Genomic DNA, 11,437 nt, shown 5'->3' with positions numbered 1-11,437 from the left:
CGGATCAACTGTATGTCGGCAGGGTTCGCCGGGACTTGAGGCGTCGAGGGTAAATACCGAGTCTTACATCCGGCGGGTCAGAACGTGCTCCAGCTATCGTCGCCGACCGGCGCGGCTGCCTTGAATGCAGCGATGGGCGCTCGCGCCGGACGGGCCAGCGGCCGCGCGGCGGCGATCTTGGCGCGGCTCGGTTGCACAACCGGCCGGGCGGGTTGCACCTTCGCGGACGAGCCGTCGATCACGAAGAACGCCACGGCCTGATCGAGCTGGCGGCTTTGGTCGTCGAGCGAATGCGACGCGGCGGCAGCTTCTTCCACGAGCGCCGCGTTCTGCTGCGTCACTTCGTCCATTTGCGTGATCGCCTGATTGACCTGCTCGATCCCGCGGCTCTGTTCGACCGACGCCGCCGCGATCTCCGTCATGATCTCGGTGACGCGCGAAATCGCCTGCGTCACTTCCGACATGGTTTCGCCCGCTTCGCTCGCCAGCACCGATCCGTCCTGCACCTTCTGCACGGAAGTGGCGATCAATTCCTTGATTTCCTTCGCCGCCGCCGACGAACGTTGCGCGAGACTGCGCACTTCGCTCGCGACCACCGCGAAACCGCGGCCCTGCTCGCCAGCCCGAGCGGCTTCCACGGCCGCGTTCAGCGCGAGGATGTTGGTCTGGAACGCAATGCCTTCGATAATGCCGGTGATATCGGCAATTTTCGTCGAGCTTTCGCTGATGCCGTGCATCGTCGAAACCACGCGGCCGACGACCGCGCTGCCCTTTTTCGCGACGTCCGAGGCCGTGCCCGCGAGCGAGCTCGCCTGTTGCGCGTTGTCGGTGTTCTGCTTGACCGTCGAGGTCAGTTCTTCCATGCTCGCGGCCGTTTCTTCGAGCGATGCCGCCTGTTCTTCCGTGCGCTGGCTCAAGTCCGAGTTGCCGGTCGCGATCTCGCGGGTCGCCACCGTGATCGCGCCAGTGCTGTCGCGCACCTGCCCGACCGTTTCCGTCAGACGGTCGTTCATGTCGCGCAGCGCGCGCAGCAGGTCGCCGGTTTCGTCGGTGCTGTCCACGACGATCTTGCTGCGCAGATCGCCGCGCGCCACCGTGCGGGCCACGTCGACGGCGGTGCTGATCGGACCCGTGATCGAACGGACGATCACCACGCCGGCGAACGCGGCGAGCGCCATGGCGCCGAGGCACAACGCGATCAGCAAGTTGCGCTGAAACGCATACTGTTCCTCGTATTGGCGGACCAGATCCTGCTGACGGCCCCGCGTGTATTCGGCGTAGTTATTGGTTGCCTTGACGAGCGCGGCGAGCAGCGGACGGCATTCGTTGTCCATCTTGACGATCGCCTCGTCGTGCTTGTTGGCGAGCGCCAGGCCGGCGATGTCGATCGCGACCGGGCTGTACAGCGCCTCGATGCGCGTCATTTCGGCGACCAGGCTGCGCGCCGTTTCGCTCGAATCGGTTGCCGTGGCGATCATGTTCGTCAACTGCTTGAGACTCGCCTGCACGTCTTCGTGGGCGCGCGTGACTTCGGCTTTTTCGATGTCCAGATCGGACTGTTTCGTCACCAGCACGAGATTGCGGGCCGCAATCGCGCGCCGGTCGACCGCTGTGCGCACCTGGTTCGCGACATCCGCGCGGGCGTTGATTCCGTTGACGTAGCGCTTGAAGCCGTCGGTCGACTGGCCGAGCGCGTGCAGCGACACGCCCGAAACCACCACGACCAGCAACGCCAGCACACCGAATCCCGCGATCAGCTTGTTTTTGATCGTCACATTCTTCAGGTTCATTTTTTCTCTCAGATTCAGACTTGGGTCGGCGCGTCGTGTTCCGTCCGGGTGAACGGGCACTTCAATCAGCGCGAAGGGCAATCGGACCCCTCGCTTTTGGGCGCTCTTAAATCGGATAACGACAGTCGCCCACGGGCCTGAAGGGTAAAGATGGAAATGACGTGCTTTTTATTTCGATGCGCGCAACGATGGAAAAAATGCTTAAAAGTCGAAGACTTAAGAATGGCGCGGCCTTCCAGCCTTTTTAGGGTCTAAGTTTTGTTTACCACCGGATGAATCCGGTACCGGTTTGAAAATCTGCAGTCGGTCGTTCCGCGGCCTTGTGTGTACTTTGAGTGCGCTCTCGCCCCTCGAAGCCCGGCGGGTTATCGTTGAGGCCGCCTTCAACCCTCACCTCGCCCGCAATGCACGAACTCGATTTCCGCCTTCCCGCCTTCACCGAAGCGCTCGCCGCACTTCCCGCCCCGCCGCGTTCCGGCATCGCGCACGACGAACCCTACTGGGACGCCGTGCGCGCGCTCTTCACGCAACCGGACACGCCGATCAACCTTGAGAACGGCTTCTGGGGCGCCATGGCGGACCCGGTGATGGCGATGTTCAATCACTGGACTGCGCGCATCAATACGGAAACGACGCTGCTGATTCGCGAAAACTGGCCGCGCATGACCGACGAAATCCGCACCGATGTGGCCGCGACGCTCGGCTGTCACGCCGACGAGATCGTGCTCACGCGCAACGCGACCGAGGCGCTCCTCGCGCTGATCGGCGGCTATAACCGCTTGCGACCCGGCGACACCGTGCTGTATTGCGACCTCGATTACCCGTGCGGCCGCAACGCGATGGAATGGCTGCGCGAGCGGCGCGGCGTCGTTCCCGTGCGTCTGACGATGCCCGAACCGGCCACGCGCGAAAACGTGCTCGACACTTACGCGGCGGCGCTGCGCGCGCATCCGCGCACGCGTCTCGTGCTGCTCTCGCATTTGAGTTTCTCGACCGGGCTGGTCGTGCCGGTGCGCGAGTTATCGGCGATGGCCGAGGCGGCGGGCGCAGAGGTGATCGTCGACGCGGCGCATTCGTGGGGCATGATGGATTTCGACGCGCCCGCGCTGAATGCGCCGTTCGCCGCGTTCAACCTGCACAAGTGGATCGGCGCGCCGCTCGGCTGCGGCGCGCTGTATATCCGGCGCGGCAGCGTCGCGGCCATCGACCCGTACATGGGCGACCGCGACTATCCCGCCGACGACATCCGCTCGCGCGTCCATACCGGCTCGCCGAATTTCGCCGCGTGGGCGACCTTGCCCGCCGCGCTCGAGCTGCATCGGAAGATCGGTGCGAAGACCAAGGAAACGCGGCTGCGTGCGTTACGCAACGCGTGGGTCGCGCCCACGCGCGCGATGCCCCGCGTACAGATCCTCACGCCCGACGACCCGACGATGGTCGCCGGTATCACGTCGTTCCGGCTGCGTGGGAAAACGTCGAAAGCGGTTGTCGAGGCGCTGCGCGACCGGTTCGGCGTGTTCACTGTGGCGCGTCCCGGTCCCGACGCGGGCGATGTCGTGCGCGTGACGCCCGCCATTTTCACGCGGCCGGCGGCGGTCGAGCGGCTGGTCGAAGGGCTTGCGCAGTTGGCGCGGGAAAACTGAGCGCGGTCAGGCCGGATCGAGACGCGCGAGCAGCGTATCGAGCGCGGCCGCGCACGATTGCTCCACTTTCAGCGCGAGCAGCGCATCGGCGCGCGTTCGGCCGATATTGATCGCGGCGATCGGCTTGTCCGTGCGACGCGCCCATTCGCAGAACCGGTAGCCGGAATACACCATCAGCGACGAACCGATCACGAGCATCGCGTCGGATTCGTCGAGCGCGCGCGCGGCATCCTCGACCCGGCTTTTCGGCACGCCTTCACCGAAAAACACGACGTCCGGCTTCAGCATGCCGCCGCAGACGGTGCACACGGGCGGATCGAACGCGTTGAAATCGAGGTCTTCCAGATGCGCGTCGCCGTCGGCCACGGCGAGCGCGGTAAGCGCGGCAAATGCGGGATTTGCGGTTTCCAGCGTGCGCTGCAGCGCGGCGCGCGAATGCTCGGCACCACATGCGAGACAGCGCACGCGGCCGATGTTGCCGTGAAGTTCGATCACATCGGCCTGACCCGCGCGCGTGTGCAGACCGTCCACATTCTGCGTGACCAGCCGGTGTACGCGGTCGAGTGCCGCGAGCCGCGCGAGCGCCCGGTGCGCCGCGTTCGGCCGGGCGTCGGCGACCATCGGCCAGCCGACCAGACTGCGCGCCCAATATCGCCGCCGCGCGTGCTCGGAGTGCAGAAAATCCTGTAGCTGGATCGGCGCGCGGCCCGTGCGCGTGCCTTCGCGGTCGCGATAGCACGGAATGCCGGATTCGGTGCTGATGCCCGCGCCGGACAGCACGAAAAGGCGCGGATGGCGCTGCACGAAAGCGTACAGATCGTCGTCGTTGTCGTTGAAATTGCTCAAAAAAACCCCTTCTTCAGCCGCCGACCCAGCGCGCCTCCGATTCTCGCAGATGCATGCGCATCGCGGCTTGCGCGGCGACCGGATCGCCCGCTTCGAGTTCGCGCAGAATCCGTTCGTGCTCGGCGAGCGCCACGTTCCAGGTCGAAATGTTTTCGGCGAGCCGGCTTATTTTGGCAGCAACCGGGTCATTGCGCCCGTCGAAGAGCTGGCCGACCAGACGCACGAGCACCGAGTTGCCGCTCAACTCCGCGATGGTGATGTGGAACTGTCGGTCGGCTTCGAGCGGCGAACGGCCGTCGGAGATCAGTTCGCGCATGGTTTCCACGTTGCGGCGCAACTTGTCCAGATGCGCTTCGTCGATCCGCGCGCACGCGAGCGCCACCACGTAGCCTTCGATCGCCGCGCGCGCCTGCATCAGTTCGGTCGGACTTTCGCCCATCGACGTCAGCGGCGGACGGCTGTCGGCGGGCGGCTGCTCGCACACGTACACGCCCGAGCCCATCCGGATTTCGACGCTGCCGCCGATCTCCAGCGCAATCAGCGCCTCGCGCAACGACGGTCGCGACACGCCCAGTTGATGCGCGAGTTCGCGCTCCGGCGGCAGGCGCGTGCCGGGCGCGAAGCTGCCTTGATCGATCAGCGAGCGGATCTGATCGGCGATCGACTGATATAGGCGGCGGGTTTCTACAGGTTTCGGCTGCATCGTGATCGCGCGCGAAAGCGCAGGTCCAAGGGTAAGTGGCATGACCAATTTCTGCTAGTTGACAGACGGGTTACGCCAATATAAGTCCAAACGCGGCGCGCGGTGCAGCCTCAGATGGGATCTAGGGGCAAACACTCGGTCAAGCCAATCGGCTTAGGGTTTGAATTGGCTTGACCAGATTAAACTTCGTGGCTAGATTAGATCAAGCTCACACGACAGGCGCGCCCGACCCCGCCCGCGACGATGAGCGGCCCCGGCGCTTTCAAACGAGACCGGTCAAGCCAACCAACAGGAGACAACCCATGATTCATTTCGTACGCATGCGTCTGGCGGGTTTCGCGGGACCGGCGCGGTGAGCGTCGCGGATGAACAGACGCGGCCCGACGTGAGCGCGCCCGTGAAGACACCGGACCGCGCTTCGTCGCCCGTGCCCGCCGCCATCGAGCCGCTTCTGCGCCTCGACAACGTCTGCAAGCGCTTTCCGGGCGTCCTCGCGCTCGATCAGGTTAGTTTCGACGTGCGGCGCGGCGAAGTCCACGCGCTGTGCGGCGAAAACGGCGCGGGCAAATCGACGATGATGAAAATCATCAGCGGCCAGTATCAGCCCGACGAAGGCACGATCGCGTATCAAGGCCGCGATGTCCGCTTTAACTCGACGCTCGAAGCGCAAGCCGTCGGTATCGCGATCATTCACCAGGAACTCAACCTCGTCCCGCATCTCTCGATTGCCGAAAACATCTTTCTCGCGCGGGAGCCGAAGCGCGGTTTCTTTATCGACCGCGCGCGGCTGCGGGCCGACGCGCAGGCGTGTCTGGAACGGATCGGCCTGACGCTCAAGCCGAATGCGCTGGTCGGCACGTTGTCGGTGGCGCAGCAGCAAATGGTGGAAATCGCCAAGGCGCTGTCGCTGAACGCGCAACTGCTCATCATGGACGAGCCGACGTCCTCGCTCACCGAAGCCGAAACGGCGCAGCTTTTTCGCATCATCAAGGAATTGCGCGCGGAAGGCGTGGGCATTGTCTATATCTCGCACCGGCTCGACGAGATGGCGGAAATCGTCGATCGCGTCACCGTGCTGCGCGACGGCCGCTATATCAGCACCGAGGATTTCGCGCGCACCAGCGTGGACCGGATCGTGGCGCAGATGGTCGGCCGCGATCTCAACCACGTCTTTCCGCCGCGCAAATCCGTGCCGACGACGGACGTCTTGCTGTCCGTGCGCGGGATTGCGCGCAAGGGCGTGTTCGGTCCGATCGATTTCGATCTGCGACGCGGCGAGATTCTCGGCTTCGCGGGCCTGATGGGCTCGGGCCGCACGGAACTCGCGCGCGCCGTGTTCGGCGCGGATACCGCCGACCAGGGCGAAGTGCGCATGGGCGGACGCGTCGTCAAGATCGCCTCGCCGATCGACGCGATCCGCGAAGGCATCGCGTATCTGTCCGAGGATCGCAAGAGCGAAGGCTTGGCGACCGGCATGACGGTGGCGCGCAACGTCACGCTCACCAACATCGGCGCGGTCTCGGGCGTGGCGGGCTTCATCCGTTTCGCGGAAGAAGCGAAGGTCGCGCAGGGTTACGTCGACGCGCTGAAAATCCGCACGCCGAGCGTCAACCAGATCACGCGCAACCTCTCCGGCGGCAACCAGCAAAAAGTGGTCATCAGCAAATGGCTGTTCCGCGATTCGAAGATCCTGTTCTTCGACGAACCGACGCGCGGGATCGACGTGGGCGCGAAGTTCGCCATCTATGAATTGATGGATCAGCTCGCGTCGCAAGGTATCGGCGTCGTGCTGATCAGCTCGGAACTGCCGGAAATTCTCGGCATGACGGATCGCGTCGCGGTATTCCACGCCGGATCGATCGCCCACATTCTCGACACTAAAAACACCAATCAGGAAGAGATCATGCACTACGCCTCGGGACGGAGCAGCCATGCTTGAAATGACCCACGATCAAGCACACGCCGATCAGGCGCGTGCCCGCGAACGCCGCCGCGACCTGATCCAGAAATTCGCCGCGCTCGCGAGCCTGATTATTCTGATCGCCGTGTTCTCGTTCACGAGCAACGCCTTCTTCAGCGTCGGCAACGGCATGACCGTGGCGTTGCAAGTCACGTCCATCGCGTATCTCGGCATCGGCGCGACGTGCGTCATCATCACTGGCGGGATCGACTTGTCGGTCGGCTCCGTGCTCGCGTTATCCGGCGTCGTCGCGGCGCTCCTCGTGAAAGCGGGCATACCAGTGCCGCTCGGGATGCTTGGCGGGATCGTCGTGGGCGGATTGTGCGGCTTCGTGAACGGTATCTGCGTGACGAAGATGGGCTTGCCGCCGTTCATCGCGACGCTCGGCATGATGCTCGTCGCGCGCGGCGTGGCCTTGCAGATCACCGGCGCGCGTCCGGTGTCGGGCATGAGCGACTCGTTCGCCGAACTCGGCAACGGCGCGCTGTTCCGGGTCGTGAATATCGGCGCGGATGGTTTTCCGGACACCGTGTTTCCAGGCATTCCGTATCCCGTGATCATCATGGTCGTGCTCGCCATCGTGGTCGCGATCATGCTGTCGCGCACGTCGCTCGGCCGGCACATCTACGCGGTCGGATCGAATGCGGAAGCGGCGCGACTTTCGGGCGTTCACGTCGCGCGCATCAAGCTCTTCACCTACGTGCTGTCCGGGCTGCTCGCCGGGCTGACCGGCTGCGTGCTGATGTCGCGGCTCGTCACGGCGCAACCGAACGAAGGCGTGATGTACGAACTCGACGCGATCGCGAGCGCGGTGATCGGCGGGACGTCGCTGATGGGCGGCATCGGAACGATCTCGGGCACGGCCATCGGCGCGTTCGTGATCGGCATTCTGCGCAACGGGTTGAACATGAACGGCGTTTCGAGCTTTATCCAGCAGATCATCATCGGCCTGGTCATTCTCGGTACTGTGTGGATCGACCAGATTCGCAATCGGCGGTGAGTTACACCGCGCGCTCAAGCGGCGCGCGCGAAGTACAAACGAGTCGTACACATATCAATACAAGGAGCGAGACATGAATACCACTCTCAAGATGCTGGTCGGCGCAATGTTCGCGGTGAGCGCGACGGCGGCCAGCGCGGCAGGCGGCGAAATCGCGGTGATCGTGAAGACCGCCAACTCGAATTACTGGCAGAACGTGCAGAAAGGCTCGACGGCGGCGCTCGCCGACACCAAGGGCTACACGATGACGTTCCAGGGTCCGGCGTCGGAATCCGACATCGCGAGCGAAGTGAACATGGTTGAAAACGCGGTGGCGCGGAAAGTGGCGGGCATCGTGCTCGCGCCGTCCGATCCCGACGCGCTCGTCCCGGCCATCAAGAAAGCGTGGGAAGCGCGCATTCCGGTCGTGCTGATCGATTCGGCGCTGTCGGATTCGGGCAAGCAGTACTATCAGGCATTCCTCTCCACCGATAACAAGAAGGCCGGTGAACTCTGCGCGCAGGCGTTGATCGCGAAGGTCGGCACGACCGGCAAGATCGCGTTGATGTCGTATGTGGCGGGCGCGGGATCGGAAGTCGGCCGCGTCGGCGGATTCCGCGAATATTTGTCTGCGCATTCAAAGCTGCAAGTGGTCGGCCCGTTCTATTCGCAGTCGCAAATGGCGAACGCGCTTAACCAGACCACCGATGTGCTCGCCGCCAACCCTGACCTCAAGGGCATTTTCGGGGCGAACGAACCGACTGCGATCGGCATGGGCCGCGCGCTCGCGCAATCGGGCAAGGCGGGCAAGATCGTCGCGATCGGCTTCGACGGCAATCAGGATCTGCAAGGCTTCGTGAAGGACGGCACGCTGCAGGCGATCGCCGTGCAGGGTTCGTATCAGATGGGCTACAAGGGCATTCAGACGATCGTCAGCGTGATCGAGAAGAAGCCCGTGCCGAAGTTCGTCGATACGGGCGTCGTGATGGTGGACAAGGGCAATCTCGACAAGCCCGAAGCGAAGAACGTGCTGTATTGATGTAACGGCGCCGGCGTTTCGCCGCGCCGGCGCTTATCGACTTACTCAGGATCACCATGCTTACTGTTATCTGCGAAACACCGGGAACCCTCAGCGCGCAGCAGCGCGACAAGCCGCAACGCGGCGAGAACGAAGTGCTCGTGCGCGTGAAACGCGTGGGCGTGTGCGGCACCGATCTTCATATCTTTACCGGCAACCAGCCGTTTCTCGCGTATCCGCGCGTGATGGGCCACGAGTTGTCGGGCATCGTCGAGGAAGCCGATCCGGCCGCGAGCCTCAAGGTGGGCGATCCGGTGTACGTGATGCCGTATTTGTCGTGTGGAAAATGTATTGCGTGCCGTCAGGGCAAGACGAATTGCTGCACGAATATTCAGGTGCTCGGCGTGCATCGCGATGGCGCGTTCACCGAATACCTCAGCCTGCCTTCGCAATTCGTACACAAGGCCGACGGCGTCTCGCTCGACGAAGCCGCGATGATCGAATTTCTCGCCATTGGCGCGCATGCGGTGCGCCGTGGCGAGGTGAAGCTGGGGCAGCGCGTGCTGGTGGTGGGCGCGGGGCCGATCGGAATGGCTGCACTGCTGTTCTCGCGGTTGCGCGGCGCGACCGTGACGGCGCTCGATACGCGCGCGGATCGGCTTGAGTTTTGCAAGCGCGAGTTGAAGGCAGCGTCGACGGTTGCTATCGGCGAAGGCGACAAGGACGAACTTTCGCGCCTGACCGATGGCGAATTCTTCGACGTCGTGTTCGATGCCACTGGCAATTCGCGCGCGATGGAGCGCGGGTTCGAATTTATCGCGCATGGCGGGAAATACGTGTTGGTATCGATCGTGCCGGATCGCATTTCGTTCGCCGATCCCGAGTTTCACAAGCGCGAGGCGACGCTGCTCAGTAGTCGCAATGCGACGCCGGAAGACTTCGAGACGGTGCTTGCCGCGATGCGCGCTGGGGAAGTGCCTAGCGCGGCGCTCAATACGCACCGGATGACGCTTGCTAATGTGCCGGAGCAGTTTGCTGGTTTGCTCGATCCTAAGGCGGGGGTGGTTAAGGCTATTGTGGAGGTTTGAACGGGGGGAGGTGCTGGCGCGCGAGGCGGGTTGGTCTACGTTTTCGGAAAACTTGCTCGGGGTAGGGTTTGCTGGTGAGTTGCTTTTGTTTGCTGGCGCTCCTTGGGAACTTGCTTTCGTGTAGGTTTATAAGCACGCCGCTATGCGCGGCAGCAGTCACTTTCTTTGCTGCTGCAAAGAAAGTAACCAAAGAAAGCAGCTAGTCCGCCTAAGTGTCCACCACACATAATTTCGCGGATAGGCCCGCAGGCTGACTCGGTTAGCGCGCAGTTATTCCTTTTGGCACAGCGCCTGTCAGTTCCATCCTCGCTGCGCGAGGACGACGGGCACAGCTCACAACCAGCGGTCGGTTTCGTTTTGCGGTTATGCCTTACCGGCAGGCACTTCGTGCCTGCCGGGGTGGATGAGCGGCTCCACTCTGTAGTGTGGTGCGATGTCCGAGTCAGCTTGCGTACCACTCCCAGAAACCGTTCGTGGTGGACACTTAGACGGAAAAGCTGCTTTCTTTGGTTACTTTCTTTGCAGCAGCAAAGAAAGTGACTGCTGCCGCGCATAGCGGCGTGCTAATAAACCTACACGAAAGCAAGTTCCCAAGAAGCACAGGCAAACAAAAGCAAAAGCGCAAGCAAACAAAAGCAAAAGCGTAAGCAAACAAAAGCAAAAGCGCAAGCAAACAAAAGCAAAAGCGCAAGCAAACAAAAGCAAAAGCGCAAGCAAACAAAAGCAAAAGCGCAAGCAAACAAAAGCAAAAGCACAAGCAGAAAACCCCGTCTATATTCAATCCCCGTCCGGATAACTCTCCCGATACTGCGGTATCCCCTGCCCCGCAAGCCAGGGCTCCCTCCTCCGCGTCCAAAGCTCGAACTCCGGAGCACAAAGCCCGGTCTCATCGAACGCTCCAGTGGGGATCTCAATCTCATCCGAACCATCGAACTTCAAAAACACCGGCGACCCGCATAACGCACAAAAATGCCGGCGACCCAGCGCCGAACTTTTCCACACACGCGTCTCGCCGCTGATCGAAACCGTGTCCAGAAGAAAAATCGCGTAGACCCCAAACACCGCGCCCTGCACCTTTCGACACGTCATGCAATGGCACATATTGACTTCGATCGGCTCGGCGCTTACGCGAAAGCGCACTGCACCGCATGCACATCCGCCTTCGTGAATCGACTGAGTATTCATGCGTCAATCTCCATTTGGAATGACCATTGCGCGCACCGGTCATTCAATTAGATAGCCATCCGAATTATTTAAGGCAGCAACAACTACACCACGAACGTGTAAAAAATGGCATCGCCGGTTCATAAACTGCCTTGCCACAAGCACTATTGTGAAAATCCGCGCACGCATTGAACGGGCGCTCTTCTTGCTCATGTGGAATGCCGCAAGCCGCGCCCTCCCGATGCG

General features: G+C 62.5%; 9 protein-coding genes. 5 read left to right on the top strand and 4 right to left on the bottom strand.

Features of this window, described 5'->3' with window-relative positions; translation table 11 throughout:
- Positions 1-77: 77 nt before the first annotated feature.
- Positions 78-1,790 carry a methyl-accepting chemotaxis protein gene (locus AC3D25_RS26350; protein ID WP_488891427.1) on the bottom strand — a complete coding sequence of 571 codons (1,713 nt, stop codon included), beginning with the start codon at positions 1,788-1,790 and terminating at the stop codon, positions 78-80.
- Between the two features lie 371 nt (positions 1,791-2,161).
- Between AC3D25_RS26350 and AC3D25_RS26345 the strand changes: the two genes are divergently transcribed.
- Positions 2,162-3,433, top strand: a complete 1,272-nt coding sequence (locus AC3D25_RS26345) for an aminotransferase class V-fold PLP-dependent enzyme (RefSeq protein ID WP_488891426.1) — start codon at positions 2,162-2,164, stop codon at positions 3,431-3,433.
- Between the two features lie 6 nt (positions 3,434-3,439).
- Here the strand turns inward: AC3D25_RS26345 and AC3D25_RS26340 are convergent, their stop codons facing one another.
- Positions 3,440-4,279 carry an NAD-dependent protein deacetylase gene (locus AC3D25_RS26340; RefSeq protein WP_488891425.1) on the bottom strand — a complete coding sequence of 280 codons (840 nt, stop codon included), beginning with the start codon at positions 4,277-4,279 and terminating at the stop codon, positions 3,440-3,442.
- 13 nt (positions 4,280-4,292) lie between these two features.
- On the bottom strand, positions 4,293-5,024 hold the full coding sequence (locus AC3D25_RS26335) for a FadR/GntR family transcriptional regulator (protein ID WP_488891424.1): 732 nt from the start codon (positions 5,022-5,024) through the stop codon (positions 4,293-4,295).
- 385 nt (positions 5,025-5,409) lie between these two features.
- On the opposite strand from AC3D25_RS26335, the gene AC3D25_RS26330 reads away from it, so the two are divergent.
- The 4 genes from AC3D25_RS26330 to AC3D25_RS26315 all read left to right on the top strand — a co-directional run bounded on the left by AC3D25_RS26330 (position 5,410) and on the right by AC3D25_RS26315 (position 10,027).
- Positions 5,410-6,921 carry a sugar ABC transporter ATP-binding protein gene (locus tag AC3D25_RS26330; RefSeq protein WP_488892158.1) on the top strand — a complete coding sequence of 504 codons (1,512 nt, stop codon included), beginning with the start codon at positions 5,410-5,412 and terminating at the stop codon, positions 6,919-6,921.
- The gene (locus tag AC3D25_RS26325; protein ID WP_488891423.1) at positions 6,914-7,942 is read left to right on the top strand and encodes an ABC transporter permease; all 1,029 of its coding nucleotides are present in this window, start codon (positions 6,914-6,916) and stop codon (positions 7,940-7,942) included. The genes AC3D25_RS26330 and AC3D25_RS26325 overlap by 8 nt, the downstream gene beginning before the upstream one ends.
- A 73-nt stretch (positions 7,943-8,015) precedes the next feature.
- Positions 8,016-8,960: an ABC transporter substrate-binding protein gene (locus AC3D25_RS26320; protein ID WP_488891422.1), complete on the top strand. Its 945-nt coding sequence runs from the start codon at positions 8,016-8,018 to the stop codon at positions 8,958-8,960.
- A 56-nt stretch (positions 8,961-9,016) separates the two neighbouring features.
- Entirely contained in the window at positions 9,017-10,027 is a 1,011-nt protein-coding gene (locus tag AC3D25_RS26315; RefSeq protein ID WP_488891421.1) for a zinc-binding alcohol dehydrogenase family protein, read from the top strand.
- Positions 10,028-10,804: 777 nt separating this feature from the next.
- On the opposite strand, the gene AC3D25_RS26310 is transcribed toward AC3D25_RS26315, so the two are convergent.
- Positions 10,805-11,212, bottom strand: a complete 408-nt coding sequence (locus AC3D25_RS26310) for a GFA family protein (RefSeq protein ID WP_488891420.1) — start codon at positions 11,210-11,212, stop codon at positions 10,805-10,807.
- Between the last annotated feature and the right edge of the window lie 225 nt (positions 11,213-11,437).

It is taken from the genome of Caballeronia sp. SL1002 (assembly GCF_057814995.1).
Note: the sequence above shows the minus strand (reverse complement) of the source record. Positions and strands in the feature narration are given on the sequence as shown.

Coding starts and splice junctions, on each gene's coding strand:
- AC3D25_RS26315 (WP_488891421.1), top strand. CDS start 9,017: ATGCTTACTGTTATCTGCGAAACACCGGGAACCCTCAGCGCGCAGCAG.
- AC3D25_RS26310 (WP_488891420.1), bottom strand. CDS start 11,212: ATGAATACTCAGTCGATTCACGAAGGCGGATGTGCATGCGGTGCAGTG.
- AC3D25_RS26350 (WP_488891427.1), bottom strand. CDS start 1,790: ATGAACCTGAAGAATGTGACGATCAAAAACAAGCTGATCGCGGGATTC.
- AC3D25_RS26335 (WP_488891424.1), bottom strand. CDS start 5,024: ATGCCACTTACCCTTGGACCTGCGCTTTCGCGCGCGATCACGATGCAG.
- AC3D25_RS26325 (WP_488891423.1), top strand. CDS start 6,914: ATGCTTGAAATGACCCACGATCAAGCACACGCCGATCAGGCGCGTGCC.
- AC3D25_RS26320 (WP_488891422.1), top strand. CDS start 8,016: ATGAATACCACTCTCAAGATGCTGGTCGGCGCAATGTTCGCGGTGAGC.